Source organism: Candidatus Methylopumilus rimovensis (genome assembly GCF_006364615.1).
Taxonomy (GTDB): domain Bacteria; phylum Pseudomonadota; class Gammaproteobacteria; order Burkholderiales; family Methylophilaceae; genus Methylopumilus; species Methylopumilus rimovensis.
Genome location: NZ_CP040986.1, coordinates 765,466 through 786,380, shown reverse-complemented (window position 1 = coordinate 786,380; position 20,915 = coordinate 765,466). Strand labels below are relative to the sequence as shown.

21 protein-coding genes are annotated in these 20,915 nt (G+C 36.0%); 9 read left to right on the top strand and 12 right to left on the bottom strand.

Annotation, left to right across the window (positions count from 1 at the left end; all coding sequences use genetic code 11):
- Window positions 1-49: 49 nt before the first annotated feature.
- The 7 genes from FIT61_RS03965 to aat form a co-directional block, all read right to left on the bottom strand.
- Window positions 50-328 carry an integration host factor subunit beta gene (locus FIT61_RS03965; protein ID WP_028817882.1) on the bottom strand — a complete coding sequence of 93 codons (279 nt, stop codon included), beginning with the start codon at window positions 326-328 and terminating at the stop codon, window positions 50-52.
- An 8-nt stretch (window positions 329-336) separates the two neighbouring features.
- A complete protein-coding gene (gene rpsA / locus FIT61_RS03960; protein ID WP_139873510.1) occupies window positions 337-2,052 on the bottom strand; it encodes a 30S ribosomal protein S1 in 1,716 nt (571 codons plus the stop codon).
- Window positions 2,053-2,136: 84 nt separating this feature from the next.
- Window positions 2,137-2,808 (bottom strand): (d)CMP kinase, encoded by a 672-nt coding sequence (cmk, locus tag FIT61_RS03955; RefSeq protein ID WP_139873509.1) that lies wholly within the window; start codon window positions 2,806-2,808, stop codon window positions 2,137-2,139.
- Entirely contained in the window at window positions 2,809-4,095 is a 1,287-nt protein-coding gene (gene aroA / locus FIT61_RS03950) for a 3-phosphoshikimate 1-carboxyvinyltransferase (protein ID WP_139883392.1), read from the bottom strand.
- Window positions 4,096-4,104: 9 nt separating this feature from the next.
- Window positions 4,105-4,959, bottom strand: coding sequence for a prephenate dehydrogenase (locus FIT61_RS03945; protein ID WP_139883390.1), 855 nt, complete (start codon window positions 4,957-4,959; stop codon window positions 4,105-4,107).
- Window positions 4,960-4,973: 14 nt separating this feature from the next.
- Window positions 4,974-5,735: an arginyltransferase gene (locus FIT61_RS03940; RefSeq protein ID WP_139883388.1), complete on the bottom strand. Its 762-nt coding sequence runs from the start codon at window positions 5,733-5,735 to the stop codon at window positions 4,974-4,976.
- Complete coding sequence (gene aat / locus FIT61_RS03935; RefSeq protein ID WP_139883387.1) at window positions 5,732-6,418, bottom strand: leucyl/phenylalanyl-tRNA--protein transferase; 687 nt, start codon at window positions 6,416-6,418, stop codon at window positions 5,732-5,734. The genes FIT61_RS03940 and aat overlap by 4 nt, the downstream gene beginning before the upstream one ends.
- Window positions 6,419-6,455: 37 nt before the next feature.
- Here aat and FIT61_RS03930 point away from each other — a divergent pair, with 37 nt between their 5' ends.
- Complete coding sequence (locus tag FIT61_RS03930) at window positions 6,456-7,310, top strand: TraB/GumN family protein (protein WP_139883385.1); 855 nt, start codon at window positions 6,456-6,458, stop codon at window positions 7,308-7,310.
- Between the two features lies 1 nt (window position 7,311).
- Complete coding sequence (locus FIT61_RS03925; protein WP_139883383.1) at window positions 7,312-8,088, top strand: TrmH family RNA methyltransferase; 777 nt, start codon at window positions 7,312-7,314, stop codon at window positions 8,086-8,088.
- On the opposite strand, the gene hslO is transcribed toward FIT61_RS03925, so the two are convergent.
- Genes hslO through FIT61_RS03910 form a run of 3 tightly spaced genes read right to left on the bottom strand, consistent with a single transcriptional unit; the run spans window position 8,078 to window position 10,164 of the window.
- Complete coding sequence (gene hslO / locus FIT61_RS03920; RefSeq protein WP_139883381.1) at window positions 8,078-8,965, bottom strand: Hsp33 family molecular chaperone HslO; 888 nt, start codon at window positions 8,963-8,965, stop codon at window positions 8,078-8,080. The two genes, FIT61_RS03925 and hslO, sit on opposite strands and share 11 nt — an antisense overlap.
- Before the next feature lie 5 nt (window positions 8,966-8,970).
- On the bottom strand, window positions 8,971-9,849 hold the full coding sequence (gluQRS, locus tag FIT61_RS03915; protein WP_139883379.1) for a tRNA glutamyl-Q(34) synthetase GluQRS: 879 nt from the start codon (window positions 9,847-9,849) through the stop codon (window positions 8,971-8,973).
- Window positions 9,850-10,164: a DUF3301 domain-containing protein gene (locus FIT61_RS03910; RefSeq protein ID WP_139873500.1), complete on the bottom strand. Its 315-nt coding sequence runs from the start codon at window positions 10,162-10,164 to the stop codon at window positions 9,850-9,852. It abuts the gene before it with no gap.
- 239 nt (window positions 10,165-10,403) lie between these two features.
- On the opposite strand from FIT61_RS03910, the gene FIT61_RS03905 reads away from it, so the two are divergent.
- The 4 genes from FIT61_RS03905 to FIT61_RS03890 are packed head-to-tail and all read left to right on the top strand — an operon-like array spanning window position 10,404 to window position 14,644.
- The gene (locus FIT61_RS03905; RefSeq protein WP_139873499.1) at window positions 10,404-11,594 is read left to right on the top strand and encodes an ammonium transporter; all 1,191 of its coding nucleotides are present in this window, start codon (window positions 10,404-10,406) and stop codon (window positions 11,592-11,594) included.
- Window positions 11,595-11,639: 45 nt separating this feature from the next.
- Window positions 11,640-12,320 carry a 2-C-methyl-D-erythritol 4-phosphate cytidylyltransferase gene (gene ispD, locus FIT61_RS03900; protein ID WP_139883378.1) on the top strand — a complete coding sequence of 227 codons (681 nt, stop codon included), beginning with the start codon at window positions 11,640-11,642 and terminating at the stop codon, window positions 12,318-12,320.
- Between the two features lie 9 nt (window positions 12,321-12,329).
- Window positions 12,330-12,806 carry a 2-C-methyl-D-erythritol 2,4-cyclodiphosphate synthase gene (gene ispF / locus FIT61_RS03895; RefSeq protein ID WP_139873497.1) on the top strand — a complete coding sequence of 159 codons (477 nt, stop codon included), beginning with the start codon at window positions 12,330-12,332 and terminating at the stop codon, window positions 12,804-12,806.
- 8 nt (window positions 12,807-12,814) lie between these two features.
- The gene (locus FIT61_RS03890) at window positions 12,815-14,644 is read left to right on the top strand and encodes an ABC transporter ATP-binding protein (protein WP_139883376.1); all 1,830 of its coding nucleotides are present in this window, start codon (window positions 12,815-12,817) and stop codon (window positions 14,642-14,644) included.
- Here the strand turns inward: FIT61_RS03890 and FIT61_RS03885 are convergent.
- The gene (locus FIT61_RS03885) at window positions 14,641-15,189 is read right to left on the bottom strand and encodes a Smr/MutS family protein (protein WP_139883374.1); all 549 of its coding nucleotides are present in this window, start codon (window positions 15,187-15,189) and stop codon (window positions 14,641-14,643) included. The genes FIT61_RS03890 and FIT61_RS03885 overlap by 4 nt on opposite strands.
- A gap of 4 nt (window positions 15,190-15,193) precedes the next feature.
- Window positions 15,194-16,135: a thioredoxin-disulfide reductase gene (gene trxB, locus FIT61_RS03880; RefSeq protein WP_139883373.1), complete on the bottom strand. Its 942-nt coding sequence runs from the start codon at window positions 16,133-16,135 to the stop codon at window positions 15,194-15,196.
- A gap of 168 nt (window positions 16,136-16,303) precedes the next feature.
- Between trxB and FIT61_RS03875 the strand changes: the two genes are divergently transcribed.
- Genes FIT61_RS03875 through FIT61_RS03865 form a run of 3 tightly spaced genes read left to right on the top strand, consistent with a single transcriptional unit; the run spans window position 16,304 to window position 20,911 of the window.
- Window positions 16,304-18,604: a DNA translocase FtsK gene (locus FIT61_RS03875; RefSeq protein WP_139883939.1), complete on the top strand. Its 2,301-nt coding sequence runs from the start codon at window positions 16,304-16,306 to the stop codon at window positions 18,602-18,604.
- Window positions 18,597-19,601, top strand: coding sequence for an outer membrane lipoprotein periplasmic chaperone LolA (gene lolA / locus FIT61_RS03870; RefSeq protein WP_139883371.1), 1,005 nt, complete (start codon window positions 18,597-18,599; stop codon window positions 19,599-19,601). Before FIT61_RS03875 ends, lolA begins: the two co-directional genes overlap by 8 nt.
- A 5-nt stretch (window positions 19,602-19,606) precedes the next feature.
- Window positions 19,607-20,911, top strand: a complete 1,305-nt coding sequence (locus FIT61_RS03865; RefSeq protein WP_139883370.1) for a replication-associated recombination protein A — start codon at window positions 19,607-19,609, stop codon at window positions 20,909-20,911.
- Window positions 20,912-20,915 lie beyond the last annotated feature (4 nt).

The following is a 20,915-nucleotide window of genomic DNA, read 5'->3' as shown; positions in this document are numbered from 1 at the left end:
AAAAAAGCATATCCTGGTAAGAAGATATGCTTTTAAATGATGTTTAGTCTTATTTATCAACGCGATCTCTAAGTTCTTTACCTGCTTTAAAATGTGGAACATATTTTTCTGGTACTTCCACTTTTGAACCTGTTTTAGGGTTTCTCCCCAAACGAGGTGGTCGGTAATTTAAGCTAAAGCTACCAAACCCTCTGATTTCAATTCTTTTACCTTTGGATAGCGTTTCACCCATGGCATCAAGAATAGTTTTGACCGATAACTCAGCATCTTTATAGACTAACTGAGAGAAGCGGCTAGCAAGTAAGTTGATTAATTTAGACTTCGTCATAAGATTAATTATTTTTTACTATCTAATTTTGCCTTTAATAATGCGCCAAGATTAGTTGTGCCCGCATTATCAGAACTTTCTTCAGCTTCTACTTTTTTCTTAGCAGCTTTTGGTTTAGCTGTATTTTTAGACTTTAGTGAAAGTTGAATTGTTTTTTCTTTAGCATCGACATTGAGTATTTTAACTTCAATTTCGTCACCAACTTTAACAACAGTTGATGCATCATCAACTTTATCTTCGCTGACTTCGCTAATATCAACTGTGCCTTCAACTTGGTCAGCTAAAGTCACTAAGATACCAGAAGCATCTGCTGATTTAACTGTGCCTTTAACAAAACTACCTTTGTCGTTAGCTTTTGTGAAGCCTGTAAAGTTGTCGCCTGATAATTGTTTAAGTCCAAGAGAAATTCTTTCTTTCTCAACATCGATTGCTACGATAAGCGCTTCGAGTTCGTCACCCTTTTTAAAGTTTCTAATAGCTTCTTCACCTGTTTTATCCCATGAGATATCAGATAAATGGATGAGACCGTCTATGCCGCCATCAAGACCGATAAAGATACCGAAATCAGTGATTGATTTAATAGGGCCGCTAACTTTGTCACCCTTTTTATGTGTTTCAGAAAATTCTGCCCATGGGTTTGATTTGCATTGTTTCATACCCAATGAAAGTCTTCTTCTATCTTCATCAATTTCAAGAATCATGACTTCAACCTCATCACCGAGCTGTGCAATTTTTCCTGGGTGAATATTTTTATTTGTCCAGTCCATTTCTGAAACGTGCACTAAGCCTTCAATACCTGCTTCAATTTCAACAAACGCACCGTAATCAGTTAAATTAGATACTTTACCGAATAGGCGAGTGCTTACTGGATATCTTCTTGATAAGCCTTTCCAAGGATCATCGTCGAGTTGTTTTAAACCTAATGAAACACGATTTTTTTCTTGATCAAATTTAAGCACTTTAGCTTCAACTTCATCGCCAATATTTAAGATTTCAGATGGATGCTTTACGCGTCTCCATGCTAAGTCAGTAATGTGAAGTAAGCCGTCAATACCGCCTAAGTCAACGAACGCACCGTAATCTGTAATATTCTTAATGATGCCTTTTACAGTAGCACCTTCAGTAAGTGTGCCAATAACAGCATCTCTGTCCGCACCTGAAGATTGTTCCATCACTGCTTTTCTTGAAACAACCACGTTGTTTCTTTTCTTATCAATTTTGATAACTTTAAGATCCCATTCTTTATTTTCAAATGGCGATGTATCTTTAACAGGTCTCACATCAACGAGAGAGCCTGGTAAGAATGCTGTGATTCCATTTACAGAAACTCTTAAGCCGCCTTTAACGCGACTACTTACAAAACCTTTAACTACCGTTCCTTCGTTCATTGCATCTTCAAGATCAAGCCATGCCTGCATTTTCTTTGCTTTATCTCTTGATAAGATCGTTGAACCGAAACCGTCTTCTAGTTTTTCAATTGCAACTTTAACAAAGTCACCCACTTTAACGTCAAGTCCGCCTTGGTCATTAAGGAATTCTTCTGCTTTGATAACGCTTTCTGATTTAAGTCCTGCGTTTACAATCACAAAGTCATTATCAATAGATATAACTTCGGCTGTAATTACTTCGCCTGAACGCATTTCTTGAAGCGCAATGCTTTCTTCAAATAGAGCTGCGAAACTTTCTGTGGATTTTGATTCTGTATTTTTTGCTGTCGTTGCCATTAAATGTTACCTATAAAGTCCTACCTAGCGATAGGGATGTTAAAGTTAGCAATAGATCTTTGAAATCCATTACACCTAAATTTTTTAAGACGTTTGAGACTTTAAACTGAAGAGATGGGTGATGTTATCAACGGCATCAGATATGCTTAATGTGTCTGTATCTATTTCTATAGCGTCTTTTGTTTTTAAGAGGGGTGAGATTTCTCTTTGTAAATCTCGCTCATCTCTTAAAATAATTTCACTTAAAACCGAGGCCATATTAGCAGGGTTTCCTTTTGAGATCAACTGTTTATATCTTCTTTCAGCCCTAATTTGAGCGCTTGCAGTTAAGAATATTTTAATGTCAGCATGCGGGAAAACAACTGAAGTCATATCCCGTCCTTCAGCCACCAATCCGGGACTTTTTTCGAAGCTTCTCTGAAAGCCGAGAATTGCCTCTCTTAAAGCCTTATGAACTGCAACTTCAGAAGCTCCGCGACCTGATTCTTCAGTACGTATAGCTTCTGAGACGTCTTTACCATTGAGTAAAATTTGATCATTTTTGAAGTTTAAATCAGCATTTTCGAGAACTTTGAGAAGTAAGGCTTCGTTATCGAGGGGTATATTTTGTATGCGGCCTGCATAAGCGATCGTACGATAGATTGATCCGGAGTCTAGATAATGAAACCCAAGTTTTTCTGCAACAAGTTTAGCAACCGTGCCTTTTCCGGAAGCAGAAGGTCCATCAATCGCAATAATCGGAACGTGAGATGTCATCTATGTCTTTACAATACTTTCTAATACTTCAAAGTAAGTAGGAAATGTTTTATTTACACAAGCTGGATCATTAATGATGATCGGAATATTTTTAAGGCTGACTAATGAAAAACACATCGCCATTCGATGATCATCATAGGTGTCGATCTCTATATTTTCTTTGATGTGAAGAGGAGGGGTGATTTCAATAAAATCTTCACCTTCAACAACCTCTGCACCCAATTTTTTAAGTTCAGTCGCCATAGCTTTAATACGATCAGTTTCTTTAACGCGCCAACTTCCAATGTTATGAAGTTTAGTTGTGCCATTTGCAAATAAAGCTAAGACCGCGAGTGTCATCGCAGCATCTGGTATGTGATTACAATCAAGGTTGATGGCCTGAAGCGTTGAAGCTTTCGAAGCCTTGATCGATCCTTCAAGAATTTGAATTTCAGCGCCCATAAGCGTCAAGGCTTCGGTAAATTTTATATCACCTTGAATACTATTTTTTCCAATACCTTTGACTTCAATATCACCAGCAAGCGCACCAGCACCTAGGAAATATGAAGCTGATGAAGCGTCACCCTCGACAAATATTTCACCCGGACTGACATAACCCCCTGAGCCTGGAATTACAAAGTATTGCCAGTCTATTTTTTTTACTTGAACACCAAATCGATTCATAAGGTTAAGCGTGATATCAATATAAGGTTTTGAAATCAAATCCCCGACAATTTCAATAGAGACTTCTTTTTTTGTAAGAGGGATCGCCATTAATAGAGCTGTTAAGAATTGACTTGAAATATCACCTCTAATTTTTACTGAGCCATTAGTAATAATTTCAGAAGGAGATATTTTTAGCGGAGGGTACCCTTCTTCATTAAGATAAGTGATATCAGCATTTAATTGCAAAAGTGCATCGACGAGATCTTTAATAGGACGCTCATGCATTCGAGGCACACCACTTAACATGTAATCACCTTGACTAAAGGCTAATGCGGCAGTGAGCGGCCTAAAAGCTGTGCCTGCATTACCAAGAAAAATCTCCGCTGACTTATTTTTAAACTGACCTCGTGCACCTTGAATGAGAATGTCACCATTTTCTTTTTGTGTAAGATCAACTTGAAGTATTTTTAATGCCTCAATCATATGATGGGTGTCATCTGATTGAAGTGGATGCTTGATAGTTGTTTCTCCTTTTGCAATAGCAGATAAAAGAAGAATGCGATTAGTAATACTTTTAGATCCAGGAAGAGTAACTTGACCAAAAACAGATTGAACAGCTTTTAATTTCTTTTGGTTCGCCATGTGTTTATATTATTTTGACCATTCGTTTCGAGTTTTACTTGCATTTTCGAATAACGCCAAAATCTTTTTGGTATCTTCTTGTTCAATGGCTTCTTTAAGTAATTTAATTTGATTTTCAAAAAGCTGAATATCTTCAAGAATAAATTTCTTATTTGCAAGTGTAATATCTTTCCACATCTCAGGAGAGCTTGCCGCGATTCTTGTAAAGTCTTTAAATCCACTCGCAGCAAACTTTAAGAGTTCATTTGCATTTTTTCTTTGCGTAATCATATCTACAAGAGAGAAGGCTAATAAATGTGGTAGATGACTAATCGTTGAAAATATTTTGTCATGATCGTTATGAGACATATTTGAAACTATGGCGCCTGCATTTTTCCATAGCATTTCGATTTTTTGTTTTGCTTCAAAAGACGTCTCTTGATCTGCCGTTAATATGACATTTTTATTTTTAAATAGATCAATATGGGCTGCAGTTGCGCCATGTTTTTCAGATCCAGCAATAGGATGCCCACCAATGAATTGAGAGTATTGTGGGCCTAAAATTTGTTTGGCTGATTCAATGACATCAGTTTTTGTGCTGCCCACGTCAGTAATGATCGTGTGTGAAGATAAATGTGGTTGGATTAACTGGAGTATGACCGGAAATTGCGCAACAGGTGTTGCGATAATAATAATATGCGCTTCTGAAATATCTTTCTTTAAATCTTGGCTTGTGCGATCAATAAGTTTTAGTTTAATAGCATCATTGAGGTTATCTTGGTTCCTACCGACGCCCACAATATCGGATGCGAAACCTGATTTTTTTGCAGAGAGTGCAATAGATCCACCAATAAGACCTACACCAAAAATAAGAATTTTATTCACTGTATATAATTGATTTATTTGATATTGTTTAACAATTGAATTGTATCATGTTCACTATTAAATGATCGCCATTCATTATTTATGAATAACTCAAATGGCTTAAAGTGAGTTTTGTAATTCATCTTTTTACTCTCTTTAATCCAGTAGCCTAAATAAACATAATCTAATTTTTTTTCAATGCACCAATTGATAAGCCATAATATGGAATAAGTACCATAACTGAAGGATTTATCGTTTGTATCAAAAAATGTATAGACTGCAGAAATTCCGTCATCAATTACATCAACAAAACTTATTATTTTTAAATCATCTTGATCTTGAAATTGAATTAATCGACTATCAATATTACTTTGTAATAAAAATTCACTGTACTGATTAACTTCATCATCCGTTGTTTTAGATTTTTCATGTCTCGTTTTTTGGTATTCCATGTAAAGCTTAAAATGATTTTCATGAAAGGAAAGTGGAAGGACTGAAGCTTTTAAATGCTGATGTTTCTTTATGTTCCTTTTAAAGCTTTTAGAGGATATAAAATTTTTAACATTAATGCGAATAGGTATGCATGCATTACAAAGTTCACAATAAGGTTTATATGTAAACTTACCACTTCTTCGGAAACCTTTTTTAATAAGATCATTGTAATGACGTTGGCTAACAATATTATGGGGTGTGGCAACTAATGATTGTGAGGCACGGCCTTCTAGATAACCACATGCATAACTTGTAGTGACATAGAATTGAATTTTATGACTTGAAAGTTCGTCAGGAAGACTCATGTTTTAATATAATTATTAAGCAATTGAATAAATTGATTACGCGTAATTTCTTTAGCGCCAAAACTTAAAAGATGTTTTGTTTTCATTTGACAGTCTATCATTTTAACGCCCATCTTTTTTAAATATTGGACAGCAAGTACAAATGCAATTTTTGAGGCATCTGTTTCATAGTGAAACATAGATTCTCCGAAAAAAACATCATCCAAAATAATCCCATAAAGACCGCCAACGAGATTTCCATTAAAATAAATTTCAAAAGAGTGAGCTATTTTCATTTGATGTAATTCTGAATAGGCGTTAATAATGCGCTCATCAATCCAAGTTCCATCTTGATCTTTTCGCTTAACTTCACTGCAGCTTTTAATGACAGATAAAAAATTCTTATCTACTTCAAATTGATAATTATTTTTTTTAATTTTCTTAGAAAGCGATGATGAAATCTTAAGATCATGGGGAAATAATACTAATCTTGGATCGGGCGACCACCATAAAATAGGTTCATGTTGATTAAACCAGGGAAATATTCCTTGTTTATATGCTTCAATAATTCTCTCACTCTTAAGTGTATTAGATACTGCAATAAGACCATTAGGCTCAATAAGCGCTTGATCAGTATTCGGAAAGGGGTCATGATGATCAAGAAAAGCGATGGAACCGAAATCAGTTTTTATCCATTGACCCATATGTTTTTGTGAGGAATGCTTAATTTAATTTTAAGATATGAAACGTTTTTCAATATTAGTTATATTACTCTTAAATATTATCTCAATGGCTCATGCCAATGAGAGGGGTTTGTTCTGGCAATTAAAGGCGCCAAACGGTTCAACACATTATTTATTCGGAACAATTCATACTGATGACAATAGGATTATTAAATTCTTACCTGTCGTTAAAAAATCAGTCAGTCAGTCAGATCTTCTTCTTGTAGAAATTACACCTGATAATCATTCACCAAATCTCATTTTGAAGGATCATTCCTTAGTATCGAAATTGACTGAAGATGAATTGAATCAAGTGAAAAAACTTTCAGAATTTCATGTGATGTATTTCGAGAATGTCATCAGAATGAAACCTTGGCTTTTAGCAGTCATTTTTGATTCACCAAAGCCTCATACTGAATTTAATCAAGACTATCTTTTGATGGCCATGGCAGGAGATTTAGATAAAGATGTTATAGGCATAGAGTCATCCCAAGAACATTTTGCCACAATGGACTCATTATCTTTAGATGAACAATTAATCATGCTTAGAGCAGTTTTAAAAAAGACAGAGAAAGAAAGATTATCCGACTACAATTTACTTATGAAAGACTATCTTTCAGCTGATGCAGAACAAATACGTCATACCGATGAGCGATTAACGGGTAAGTTATTGCCAGAAGCGTTGTGGGCTAAAATTAAAGTTAAGCTTATGGATGAGAGAAATAAAAAAATGGTAGCAAAAATTAAAGAACTTTCAAAAGATAAGCAGTTGTTCATTGCAGTAGGCGCTTCACATCTTGCGGGTCAAGATGGCTTGTTAAGTCAGTTAAGGCAATCAGGATTTAAAATGTCTCCTATGAAGGCCTTTGAATAATATGAAGCACCAAGTTATTTCATCTCGCGGAAATCAACACTTTAAACATTTAAAAAAACTTAACGAATCACCGCGTTATCGCCACGAAGTACAGCAAACTATTTTAGATGGGATGCACCTTATTGAATCTTATGCGGAACGTTTTGGTTCTCCTGATTCAATAGCCTTAATCGAGGGCGGTAATCTTGATAAGATTGCATCTTATCTTAATGAAGATACACAAGTATTAGAATTCCCAGCAGGGCTTTTTTCTGAAATAGCGCCTGTCATATCGCCTACGGGTATTTTGGCTTCTATTAACATCCCACATTTGGAACCATCAAAAAAACAAAACTGTATTTTATTTTTAGAAGATATTCAGGATCCAGGTAATTTGGGCAGTATATTAAGATCTGCAAGCGCCTCTGGTGTTGATCTTGTTTACTTGTCTGATCATTGCGCTGACCTTTGGTCGCCTAAAGTTTTACGAGGTGGCCAGGGTGCCCATTTTCATCTTCCATGTATTGAGAAGGCAAATTTTTCAGATATCACAAAATCATTCACTGGAAAAATTTTTGCAACAACATTAAGTGGAAAATCCATTTTTAAAGAAGACTTGAAAGGTCCTGTCGCATTTATTTTTGGGAACGAGGGAAATGGTATTCATTCAGAAACGATGCAATTAACTTCACATTCAATTCATATACCTATGGAAAAAGGGATTGAATCTTTAAATGTTTCAGCAGCTGTCTCGATATGTCTATATGAAAAATATAGGCAAGAACATTTTAATGTTTAATTGAATCTTCTGATTCGTTAAAGATAAACTCCACTTCATCTTCCGAATATTTATAGCATTCGTTGCAGAAATCACAGTGAATTGTGATTGATGATTGTTCTTCAATGATAGATTCGCATTCTTTTTTGCCGATGAGACGAAGCATATTTTCTACGCTTTTTTTAGAGCAACTGCACGCAAAATTAGGATAGCTTGGATCGTATAGACGAATAGTTTCTGAAGAAAATATTGTTTGAAGAATTTTGGAAGCTTCTAATGCTGGATGAATAGTTTTAAAAGATTTATCAGCGGACATTACTATATCTTCCCAAGCACTTGTCATTGCATCATGATCGAGTGCTTCCGCTGAAGAATTAAATGGAAGTTTTTGTATAAGAAGCCCATGAAAGATATTTTCTTGAGAATGAATCCATAATTTTGTTTGAATCTGCTCCGACCTTAACATGTAATTTTCAAGTAGCTCACTGATTAAATTTCCTTCCATAGGAACAATACCTTGATAGGGTGTCTTTGCATTTTTTTGAATTAAGGTAATGATAAAGTGACCTTCTTTAATTAGATCAATAGGCGCTATGGATTCGATAGGGCCGTTCCATTTAACCGTACCTCTTATACCTAAGTTTTCATTGCATTCAGCAATTAATAATTTGAGTGGCCCATTTGTTTGAATTTGTAATGTTAAGGAACCATCAAGTTTGAGAGTGGAAGCAAGGAGAGAGCTTGCTACCATCAACTCACCTAATGCTATGTGAATATTCTGAGGCAAGGCTTGGTGTTGTGTAGCCTCTTCGATCGTGTGATTAAGCTTCACATAGTTGCCGCGAATGTCAGTATTTTCAAAAATAAATCGATGTAAAGTGTCTTCAGAGTTATGCATAAAATTTAAATTTCAATCGTTTTGATTTTGGGCACAAGTGAGATATCCCATAATTGAATAGCTGTAGTCCAAAAGTTTGTAAGTGTATTTTCTTTTTCAATTAACTCATAGTCTTGCCCAAGAAATTTAAGGCATGCGATCAGATTATTTTTTATATTTGCATCATTCACAGGGGTAGAATGATTTTCTTTGCTTAATTTTTTTTGATTTAAAGTTGCAATAGGTATATGACCGTAATTCATCGAAGGGAATGATAAATTCTTTTGTAAATATATCTGCCTTGACGTGGAGTCGATAAGATCGGCACCTCTTATAATAGTGTTGATATTTTGCAATGCATCATCAATAACAACTGCTAGCTGATAAGCATAAATACCATCTGATCTTTTTAAAATAAAATCACCAAAGTCTTTTGATATATTTTGATGAATGCTACCTTGGATCTTGTCTTCAAATGTGATGAAAGTATCTTTTGCTATGATTCTTAAAGCATGATGATTAGCATCTAATTTTTTATTTCTGCAAGTACCCGGGTAAATCATTCCATCAATCCCTGTCATGGCTGAATCAGCAATTTCTTTTCTACTACATTCGCAAAAATAAGTACTGCCTTGCTGATTTAAATTAGACAGATACGTTTGATAAATATCTATTCGATGGCTTTGATAAATGATTTCATCATCCCAATGAAAACCATGTTGATGAAGCGAATTGATAATAGCTTTATCGCTTCCCTCAACAAATCTTGGCTGATCGAGGTCTTCCATTCTGATTTTCCATATGCCATCGTGATGTTTGGCATCAAGATAGCTTGCGACTGCAGTGACCAATGATCCAAAATGTATTGGCCCTGTTGGAGATGGAGCAAAGCGACCTATATACATTTAAGAGGCGGTGTTGATATAAGGTGGAATATGCCAGTTATGCAAATTTTTGCCCAAAAGAAAAAGATTGCATTTGATTCGATCATTTGTGGAGCTACTTACCATAAATTCATAACATCGTAATATGGCAACCTGTCCTTTTTCATTGCGTTTCAATGTAATTTTTTCGCAGGCAACAGTTTCATCTAAAAACTGAAGATCAAATTGTTGAGATAGATTTTTACCAAGTTGAATAGCTAGCTCACGTTTCGAGATAGTATCAATCCAAAACCAAACGGTTGTAATTAGAAGAGCGAGAAGAATATATTCCAACATGGGGTTTAATTAAAAAAATCGATTTTGATATCTTAAACGGGGTTCATAAGACTTTAATGATTATTTTGATGCATTATTTATGTGCATCAAAACATGAATTGATATAAATGCACACAAATAGTGCTTAAAATTAGAATAATTCGCAAATTTTAAGATAAAAAAATTCACAATCTCTAATTTCCATTCTTTTTTATATAAAATTAAGTTTAATTAAATACTAAAGATAAGGAATTCTCGTCATGGATAACTTAATTGGTGCAAATGATGTTTTGTTTGTTTTGTTAGGCGCGATAATGGTGCTTGCTATGCATGCGGGGTTTGCATTTTTAGAAGTAGGTACAGTTCGTCATAAAAACCAAGTGAATGCGCTTGTTAAAATTCTTGTTGATTTTTCTGTGTCGACGATTGCATATTTCTTTATTGGGTATGGCATCGCATATGGGGTTAATTTCTTATCTCCAGCAGAAACATTGTCTGCTAAAAATGGATATGACCTTGTAAAGTTTTTCTTTTTACTAACTTTTGCTGCAGCGATTCCTGCAATTATTTCTGGAGGTATTGCTGAGAGAGCTAAATTCAATTCTCAATTAGCAGCCACTTTTGCTTTGGTAGGATTCGTGTATCCCATTTTTGAAGGTATTGCTTGGAATAATCATTTAGGCGTTCAATCTTTTCTTGAAGGTCATTTTGGATTTAAATTTCATGATTTTGCAGGTTCAGTCGTTGTGCATGCCATGGGTGGATGGATTGCTTTAGTTGCCGTGTTATTACTTGGTGCGAGACATGGGAGATATGGCAAAGACGGAAGGCTCCAAGCGTATCCGCCATCTAATATTCCATTTCTAGCTTTAGGTGCTTGGATTTTAACTGTAGGTTGGTTCGGTTTTAATGTGATGTCAGCGCAAACTGCCAACGGTATTTCAGGCCTTGTAGCGATTAATTCTTTAATGGCATTAGTAGGCGGCACAATTGCAGCACTCATCGTTGGAAAAAATGATCCTGGTTTTATCCATAATGGACCACTCGCAGGTCTTGTAGCTGTGTGCGCGGGATCCGATATTTTTCATCCCATAGGTGCCCTTATTACTGGTTTAGTTGCCGGCATACTTTTTGTATGGGCTTTTACGCTCACGCAAAATCGTTTAAAAATTGATGATGTATTGGGAGTATGGCCATTGCATGGACTATGTGGAGCCTGGGGCGGCATTGCAGCAGGTATTTTTGGATCCACATATTTTGGGGGCATGGGTGGTGTTAGTTTTACATCGCAACTCATTGGGACTTTATTGGGAGTGGGTATAGCACTTTTAGGCGGATTTCTGGTTTATGGGGTCATCAAGTATTTCTTTGGTATACGATTAAGCCAAGAAGAAGAATTTAATGGTGCAGATATTTCGATTCATAAAATTGCCGCTAATACAGAAGATTAATCTTATCTCTTAAAAGCCTCATATGAGGCCATGTTAAAATTTGCCATGGCCAAATTTCATATCATTATTCCAGCCGCAGGCTCAGGTTCCAGAATGGGGCTTGGCCAGCCTAAGCAATATCTTAAAATTCATAAGCAAACCTTTATTGAGAGAGTGCTTAGAGTTTTTCAAAATATTCCACTCGTTGATTCAATTCATATTGCACTTCACCCAAACGATGAAATCTGGAAAACACTTAACCTGTCTTTATCATCAAAGGTTAGTGTTCACTATTGTGGTGGTGAATCTCGAGCAGAAACAGTACTTAATACACTAAAAATAATAAAAGATTATGCAGATGACAGCGATTGGATTTTGGTTCATGATGCTGCTCGTCCTGGTATAGAAGAAAAAGATGTAGAGCGTTTAATGCATGTATTAAAAGATGATTCGGTAGGTGGTCTCTTGGCTTATCCTATAGCAGACACTATAAAAAAATCTGATAAAGAAGATAGGGTAGTTGAGTCACCCTCAAGAGATTATTTGTGGCAAGCACAAACACCACAAATGTATCGATATAAAATGTTAAGTGATGCGTTAGAAAAGTTTGACGGAATTCCAACGGATGAATCTCAGGCGATTGAGGGTTTAGGTTTGAAACCTAAATTAATTAAAGGCAATTTTAAAAATTTTAAAGTCACCTACCAAGAGGATCTCAGTATCCTTGAACGTTTAATAAATAAATAGGTATTTACTATGATAAAAGTCGGACAAGGTTTTGATGTTCATCAATTGGTGAATGGAAGAAAATGTATCATTGGCGGCGTTGATATTCCATTCAGTAAGGGATTGGATGGCCATTCAGATGCTGACGTTCTTCTTCATGCCATATCAGATGCTATTCTCGGCGCAGCTGCTTTAGGTGATATTGGAAAGCATTTTCCAAATACAGATCCTTTGATTAAGGATATAAATTCAAGAGAAATTTTAAAAAAAGTCATTTCACTTCTTCAGCAAAAAAAATATTCTATTGTAAATATTGATGCGACTGTGATTTGTGAATTGCCTAAATTAACCCCTTATATTGATCAAATTAAAAAGAATATTGCATCGGATTGTAATATAGATATAGATAGAATCAATGTTAAAGCGACAACTACTGAAACTCTTGGATTTACTGGTAGAGGAGAGGGTATTGCAGCCCAAGCTATCTGTTTAATAGAGTCTAATTAAGCTTTTTCATGTTTAAGCATTTCGAAAAGCTACTTAATCCATTTCCTGAAGATTTTTTAGTTACCCCACCTAAAACTTTATTACCATTTATTTGGTTGTGCACGAAAAATCTTAGATGGCTAATTTTATGTATGGCTTTACTAACAGCATTTATAGGTGGATTCGAAGCTGTTTTATTTTCATACATGGGATCGCTTGTTGATCTCTTAAATCATTCAAGTCGAAATGATTTCTGGAGCCAACATTTTTCAATGCTGCTATCTGCTTCCCTGATTTTAATTTTAAGTACAGTGCTTATTTTATTTCAAACATTAATTAAGCATCAATCACTTGCTGGCGCATTCCCGATGCGCATGCGTTGGAATTTCCATCGCTTGCTTCTTAATCAAAGTATGAATTTTTATCATAATGAATTTGCAGGAAGAGTTGCTGCAAAAGTTATGCAAACTGCTCTTGCTGTCAGAGATTTATGGTTTATTTTGGCTGACATATTAATTTATGTTGTGATTTATTTTCTCACGATGATTTTAGTTGTTGGCAAATTTAATTATGTATTAATACTTCCTTTTATTGGATGGGTAATATTTTATATTTTGGCTTTAGTGTATTTTGTGCCGCGCTTAAGCAAGCTATCAAGAAATCAAGCTGATGCTAGATCTTTAATGACTGGAAGAATTACAGATGCATATACCAATATAAGCACAATCAAACTATTTTCACATGCAGGACGGGAAGCTAATTTTGCAAAAGTGGCTATGAAGGAATTCTTAGTTAGTGTAAATAAGCAAATGCGATTAGTTAGCTGGATTGAAGTCATTAACCATTTGCTCAGTATGCTTCTTGTGATTGGTACTGCTTTTGCTGCAATTTGGCTGTGGTCGAGCAGCGAAATTATGGTGGGTGTAATTGCAACTTCCACCGCCATGGCTCTTAGATTAAATGGTATATCGCATTGGGTGATGTGGGAGATGACTTCGCTATATGAACAAGTGGGAACGCTTCAAGATGGTTTGAATACTTTATCAATGCATCAAGAGATTAAAGATGAAAAAAGTGCAAAAGATCTCCAAATAAAGAAGGCTTCGGTTTCATTTCAAAATATAGTTTTTAATTATCCTAACCAAAAAAAATCTGTTATTCATAACTTTTCTTTACATATTAATCCGGGTGAGAAGGTTGGCTTAGTAGGAAGATCTGGCTCAGGAAAATCTACGCTCGTAAATTTACTATTAAGATTTTATGATCTCAAAGCAGGCATGATCACAATTGATGATCAAGATATTTCTAAAGTAAAGCAAAATAGCTTAAGAGAAAAAATTGGTATGGTGACCCAAGATACTTCTCTTCTTCACCGTTCCGTTAAAGATAACATTGTGTATGGCAGACCTAATGCAACTCAAAAACAAATGATTGATGCTGCAAAAAGAGCTAAGGCGCACGATTTTATAATGCAGTTAGAAGATAATTTTTCTAGAAAAGGTTATGAAGCACACGTAGGAGAAAGAGGCGTTAAATTATCAGGCGGCCAGAGGCAGCGAATATCTATTGCCAGAGTTATGTTAAAAGATGCGCCGATATTGTTGTTAGATGAGGCAACAAGTGCGCTTGACTCAGAGATTGAGGTTGTGATTCAGCAAAGCCTCTATCAACTCATGGAAGGCAAAACAGTAATTGCAATCGCACATCGACTATCAACTATTGCAGCAATGGATAGACTAATTGTCATCGACAAAGGTAAGATTATTGAGGAGGGGTCTCATGCTGAGCTTATTAAAAAGAAAGGTTTATATGCGAGACTCTGGAGACATCAAAGCGGAGGCTTCCTTGGTGAGGCTTAATGTGCGCTTAATAAAACAATAACTGCGCCGCCACCACCATCATGCACTCTAGCTTGAGCGTATGCTATTACCTCTTCTTTTTGTGCTAACCAATGCTTTAATTTGTTTTTAAGAACAGGTTCCTTATTTTTCGAGTTGTAACCTTTTCCATGCACGATGCGAACGCATCGAATATTATTTTTTTTACATTCAGCAATAAATTGAACAACATAGGCTTTAGCTTCATCCGAAATCATGCCATGGAGATCAATAGATTTTTGTACAACCCAAAATCCTTTTCTTAGTTTTTTTAAAATATCAGGGGAATGGCCTTCTCTAATATAAAAAAGTTCTTCTCCATTCTCAATATCATGAAGCGGTTCATAGTGATCGCTGATGGAATCAATGAGCGCTTGTTTTTCGTCTCTTATAAGGTTAAGAGGTACCGGCTTGGGTTTTTTTTGAGGGGCTTTATGCTCTTTTTTCTTGGGACTGATTCTTAATGGATTTGCCCCTTTGATGGCTTCTCTGAATAAATCAATTTCGTCTTCATCATTTGCTGCCATGACATTATTTTGTTAAAAATCTTTCTGCATCGAGAGCTGCCATACAGCCCGTACCAGCGCTTGTAACTGCTTGACGATATATATGATCTTGCACATCACCCGCTGCAAACACGCCAGGGATTGAGGTAGCTGTAAAATTACCTTCGCGACCTGCATTGGTAACTATATAACCATTTTCCATATTTAATTGGCCTTCGAAAATTGAAGTATTCGGTTGATGACCAATAGCAATAAAAATACCTTTGAGTGCTATGGTTTTACTTTCATTTGTATTTACATCTTTGATTTTGATGCCTGTGACACCTGAAGCATCACCTAATACTTCCTCGAGGACTTTAAATGTTTCAAGGACGATTTTTCCCTCTTTTACGCGATCGTGTATTTTGTCCATCTGAATCGCTTCAGCTTTAAATTTATCGCGTCTATGAATTAAAGTTACTTTATTTGCAATATTAGACAAATAAAGCGCTTCTTCAATCGCTGTATTACCGCCACCGACAACAGCTACTTCTTGATTTTTATAAAAGAATCCATCGCATGTTGCGCATGCAGAAACTCCTTTACCTAAAAATGCTGTTTCACTATCTAATCCAAGATATTTTGCTGAAGCACCTGTGGCAATAATGAGAGCGTCACAAGTGTATTCGGATGAATCGCCTACGAGTCGAATGGGCTTTTCTTTGAGGTGTGTTGTATGAATATGGTCAAATACAATTTCGGTATTGAAGCGTTTAGCATGTTTTTCAAAACGTTCCATCAGTTCAGGGCCCATGACACCGTCAGGATCCGCAGGCCAATTATCAACATCTGTTGTAGTCATTAATTGACCACCTTGAGCAATACCTGTAATCAGGACAGGATTAAGGTTTGCTCGAGCTGCATAAACTGCAGCGGAATAGCCAGCGGGGCCAGAGCCTAAGATGATAAGTTGGGCATGTTTTGCCATAAAAAATTCCTGAAAAGAGTATGAAGTTACAAACGATCAATTTTAGTTTTCATCGCTTGATTAAGCAAACCTATTTTTGTTAGAACAGGCCTTTTTTGTGGCTTTTTTCATCATTTTTTGGCACCTCAAACTGATATAATTGATGAAACATTCCGAGTATTTACAACCTTGTTTTTTAAAAAAAAATCAGAATCTACAAAAGCTAGCCAAACTCCACAAGATAACAAGCTGAGTGGGATTAAAAATAAGCTAACACGCGAAGCTTGGTGGTTAAGTTTAATTTTTTTAGGCTTTTATTTAACCATCACACTTGCGACGTACTCTAACCAAGATCCTTCATGGTCTCATAGTGTCAGCGGTGCAAATTCAATTCATAATGCCGGTGGTATTATTGGCTCTTATTTGTCGGATTTGCTACTCTATATTTTCGGCTTATCAAGTTGGTGGTTAAGCTTTTTGTGTTTCTTTAGTATTTGGCTTCTTTACCCGCAATACAATAAAGAGTTAAAAGGCTATCGCTCTTTTTTACTTTTTAATTATTTTGGTTTCTTTCTTCTCATCTCTAGTTCAGCTGCATTTGAGGCTGGCCATCTTGTTGATCTGCCGGCTCAATTTCCATTAAGCCAAGGGGGATTGCTCGGAAAATTATTTGATCATGCGTTGCGTGCATCTTTAGGTTATTTAGGCTCAAGTATTTTTCTCATTACATCGATTGCGATCGGTTTTAGTCTATTTACAGGATGGTCATGGCTTAAAATTTCAGAGCATTTTGGCCACTTTACTTTTGCTTTATTTCAAAGAGCACAATTTAGATATAGAGATTGGCAAGACCGCAAACACGGAAGAATTATCGAGAAGCAAAGATTGGAGCTGCTTGAGAGTGAGCGAAGAAAATCTGAAAATAGATCGCCACTTAACATTGAATCTCCAGAAGTTGAAATTAAAAAAAGTGAGCGAGTTCAAAAAGAAAAACAAATTCCACTATTTAATTTTAGTGATAATTTATTACCGCCACTTCATCTTTTAGATCAACCCTCGCATCAGGTTGAACCTCAATCGCCAGAAACAATCGAGTTTATATCTCGACTTATTGAAAAAAAATTAATGGACTTTGGTATTGAAGCGAAGGTAATATCTGCTCAGCCAGGCCCTGTAATTACACGTTATGAGTTTGAGCCAGCGCCAGGTGTTAAAGGTAGTCAGGTGACCAACTTATCAAAAGATTTGGCACGCGCACTTTCTGTTGTGAGCGTTCGTGTGGTTGAAACGATTCCTGGTAAAACATGCATGGGATTAGAAATACCTAATCCTAAGAGACAGATTGTTTATTTGTCTGAAATTATGAGCTCTCAAATCTTTGCAGATACGAGCGCTTCACTCACGATTGCTTTGGGAAAAGATATTTCAGGCCGACCCGAGGTTGCTGATTTGTCGAAAATGCCACATGTATTAATTGCGGGTACCACAGGCTCAGGTAAATCAGTGGCAATCAATGCATTAATCTTAAGTTTGCTTTATAAAGCTAATTCTGAAAAAGTTAGGATGATTTTCATCGATCCTAAAATGCTCGAGTTATCAGTATATGAGGGCATTCCTCATTTATTAGCACCAGTTGTTACTGATATGCGCCAAGCTGCTAATGCATTAAATTGGTGTGTAGCTGAAATGGAAAGACGTTATAAGCTGATGTCGATGTTGGGCGTTAGAAATTTAGCTGGATACAACCAAAAAATTAAAGACAGTATTAAAGATGGCTCCCCAATTGCGGATCCTGTGAATCCAGAAAATACTGAACCTTTATCTGAAATGCCGCTTATTGTCATTGTGATTGACGAACTTGCTGATCTAATGATGGTGGTAGGTAAAAAAATTGAAGAGCTTATTGCAAGACTTGCTCAAAAAGCGAGAGCTTCTGGCATTCATCTAGTATTAGCAACACAAAGACCTTCCGTTGATGTCATTACAGGGCTTATTAAAGCTAACATTCCTGCAAGAATTGCATTCCAAGTCTCTAGCAAAATCGATTCTCGAACAATTTTAGATCAAATGGGCGCTGAAACACTCCTTGGGCAAGGGGATATGTTATATCAGCCAGCAGGCTCAGGCTATCCTCAAAGAATTCATGGTGCATTTGTGTCTGACCAAGAAGTTCATAAAGTAGTGAGTTATCTTAAGTCGCATGGCGAACCTAATTACATTGAAGGTATTTTAACTAACGAAACTTCAGAGAGCGGTGATTACGGCGACTCTTCTTCTAATTTCTCTGGCGAGAAAGACCCGCTTTATGATGAAGCTGTGGAGTTAGTATTACGAACTAGAAAACCATCCATCTCTTCAGTGCAAAGACATCTCCGCATTGGTTATAACCGTGCCGCAAGAATTATTGAAGATATGGAAAGAGCTGGGCTCGTTTCCGCTATGCAAAGTAATGGCAATAGAGACATCCTAGCTCCCAATCAAAATGAATAAAATCTTTTTTGCTTTTTTAATTTTCTCATTCAATGTTCTTGCAGACGGCATTTCAGATTTAAATGCTTTTGTGAATAACGTTTCAAGTATGTCTTCTGAATTTAGTCAGGTTGTTTTGGATAAGAAAGGCTTAAAACTTCAGGACGTAGAAGGCGTTATGTTATTTAAAAGACCTAATAAATTTAGGTGGGATTATTTAAAGCCTTATCAAAATCAAATTATCAGTGATGGCGATCGACTCTTTATGTACGATCAGGATCTAAGACAAGTTTCTATTAATCCTATAGCTAAAGTTGCTGGATCAACACCACTTCTCATTATTGCAGGCAAAAATATTGAAAAATATTTTACTCTCAGAAATATAGAAGACCAGGTCGCTAATGAAATGAACCAAAATATTAAATGGGTCGAAGCAGTTCCTAAAGAAGAGGGGGCTGGTTTTAGCAAAGTCATACTTGGATTAACTGAAAATAAATTATCAGTGATGAAAATTGTTGATGCATTTGAACATACCACAACGATTAGTTTTAAAAATGCAAAATACAATGTGAGCCTAGTGGACAATGATTTTTTATTTAAACTGCCAACTGGTGTCGATGTTGTACAAAATGGCGTAGCCTCTAATAATTCATCATCTACAAAACCTACTAATAATAAAGATTCAGAGCTGATTGCATTTGCGAATAGTTGGGTAAGTGCTTGGTCAGCCAAAGACATTGGGGTTTACTTAAGTAAGTATGCCGAAGATTTTAAAACACCCAACGGTGATGCGTTAGCTTTATGGCAAGCTTCAAGAAAACAAAAAATCTCATCACAAGGAAAAATTCTTGTTGAAATTGAAGATATAAAAGTGACTATGAAAAATGAAAATCTGGCCCGCATACAATTTAAACAGAAATATACTTCTGATAAATTAACTGAAGACTCTAATAAATCCCTTTTAGTCAAAAAAATAGATGGTAAATGGCTTATTCAAGAAGAGACTTCAGGTAAATAGCGCTTATGAACCAAATGTTTGAACCTAATCAATCCCAATTGCCTCTCGCTGAGTATTTAAGGCCTAAATCTGTCAGTGAAATTGCAGGACAAAAACATATTTTAGGTGAAGGTAAATCATTACGCGTCGCAATAGAATCAGGAAATCTACCGTCCATGATTCTTTGGGGGCCGCCAGGAGTTGGAAAAACAACGATTGCACGTGTGATTGCCAATTCCATTGATGCTGAGTTTATATCTGTGTCCGCAGTATTGTCTGGCGTTAAAGACATTCGAGAGGCTATAGATAAAGCACAGCTTAATTTACAACAATATAATAAGAAGACAATTCTATTTGTAGATGAAGTTCATCGATTTAATAAAAGTCAACAAGATGCATTTTTGCCGCATGTCGAATCAGGGCTCATTACTTTTATTGGAGCGACAACTGAAAATCCATCTTTTGAAGTTAACTCTGCTTTATTAAGTCGATCCCAAGTCTACGTTTTAAAAATGCTGGATCAAGAAGATCTTCTTTTGATCTATGAAAAAGCAAAAAATTATATTGCGCCAGATATTGAAGTAGATGAAGAAGCTAGACAAGAAATTATTGGTCATATCAATGGCGATGCTAGACGTTTGCTTAATTTCTTAGAATTACTTTTTAATACAGCCACATCTTTAAAAGTAAATAAAATTGATCAAGATTTTTTAAAGAAAACGATTACGAGCAAAGTAAGACGCTTTGATAAAGGCGGAGATCAATTTTACGATCAAATCTCAGCGCTTCATAAATCTGTGAGAGGCTCTGATCCGAATGCAGCTCTGTATTGGCTCCATCGTATGCTGGATGGGGGAGCTGATCCACTTTATTTGGCAAGAAGAATTGTTCGTATTGCAATTGAGGATATAGGGTTAGCTGATCCGAAGGCACAAACCATGGCTTTAGAGGCCTATCAAATTTATGAGCGTTTAGGTTCGCCTGAGGGTGAGTTAGCGCTTTCAAATGCGGTGATTTACTTATCTATTGCGGCTAAAAGTAATGCAGCCTATATGGCCTTTAATGAAGTGAAAGCGTTTGTAGGTGATGGTGATAATAGCGATGTGCCTGTACATCTTCGAAATGCTCCAACTAAGCTTATGAAAGAATTAGATTACGGTAAAAATTATCGATATGCCCATAATGAACCCGATGCGTATGCGTCAGGTGAAAAATATTTTCCAGATAATTTAGAGCCTATTGAATTTTATAAGCCTACAACTCGAGGATTAGAGAGTAAAATTCTTGAAAAAATGAATTATTTAAAATCTCAGGACAAGCAAAAGAAATAGGGTA

Bases quoted from the DNA above. Each gene is read 5' to 3' on its own strand.
- aroA (WP_139883392.1), bottom strand. From the start codon at position 4,095: ATGGCGAACCAAAAGAAATTAAAAGCTGTTCAATCTGTTTTTGGTCAA.
- cmk (WP_139873509.1), bottom strand. From the start codon at position 2,808: ATGACATCTCACGTTCCGATTATTGCGATTGATGGACCTTCTGCTTCC.
- FIT61_RS03865 (WP_139883370.1), top strand. From the start codon at position 19,607: ATGAACCAAATGTTTGAACCTAATCAATCCCAATTGCCTCTCGCTGAG.
- lolA (WP_139883371.1), top strand. From the start codon at position 18,597: ATGAATAAAATCTTTTTTGCTTTTTTAATTTTCTCATTCAATGTTCTT.
- trxB (WP_139883373.1), bottom strand. From the start codon at position 16,135: ATGGCAAAACATGCCCAACTTATCATCTTAGGCTCTGGCCCCGCTGGC.
- FIT61_RS03910 (WP_139873500.1), bottom strand. From the start codon at position 10,164: ATGTTGGAATATATTCTTCTCGCTCTTCTAATTACAACCGTTTGGTTT.
- FIT61_RS03890 (WP_139883376.1), top strand. From the start codon at position 12,815: ATGTTTAAGCATTTCGAAAAGCTACTTAATCCATTTCCTGAAGATTTT.
- rpsA (WP_139873510.1), bottom strand. From the start codon at position 2,052: ATGGCAACGACAGCAAAAAATACAGAATCAAAATCCACAGAAAGTTTC.
- FIT61_RS03940 (WP_139883388.1), bottom strand. From the start codon at position 5,735: ATGAGTCTTCCTGACGAACTTTCAAGTCATAAAATTCAATTCTATGTC.
- hslO (WP_139883381.1), bottom strand. From the start codon at position 8,965: ATGCATAACTCTGAAGACACTTTACATCGATTTATTTTTGAAAATACT.
- gluQRS (WP_139883379.1), bottom strand. From the start codon at position 9,849: ATGTATATAGGTCGCTTTGCTCCATCTCCAACAGGGCCAATACATTTT.
- FIT61_RS03925 (WP_139883383.1), top strand. From the start codon at position 7,312: ATGAAGCACCAAGTTATTTCATCTCGCGGAAATCAACACTTTAAACAT.
- FIT61_RS03885 (WP_139883374.1), bottom strand. From the start codon at position 15,189: ATGGCAGCAAATGATGAAGACGAAATTGATTTATTCAGAGAAGCCATC.
- ispD (WP_139883378.1), top strand. From the start codon at position 11,640: ATGGCCAAATTTCATATCATTATTCCAGCCGCAGGCTCAGGTTCCAGA.
- ispF (WP_139873497.1), top strand. From the start codon at position 12,330: ATGATAAAAGTCGGACAAGGTTTTGATGTTCATCAATTGGTGAATGGA.
- FIT61_RS03905 (WP_139873499.1), top strand. From the start codon at position 10,404: ATGGATAACTTAATTGGTGCAAATGATGTTTTGTTTGTTTTGTTAGGC.
- FIT61_RS03930 (WP_139883385.1), top strand. From the start codon at position 6,456: ATGAAACGTTTTTCAATATTAGTTATATTACTCTTAAATATTATCTCA.
- FIT61_RS03965 (WP_028817882.1), bottom strand. From the start codon at position 328: ATGACGAAGTCTAAATTAATCAACTTACTTGCTAGCCGCTTCTCTCAG.
- aat (WP_139883387.1), bottom strand. From the start codon at position 6,418: ATGGGTCAATGGATAAAAACTGATTTCGGTTCCATCGCTTTTCTTGAT.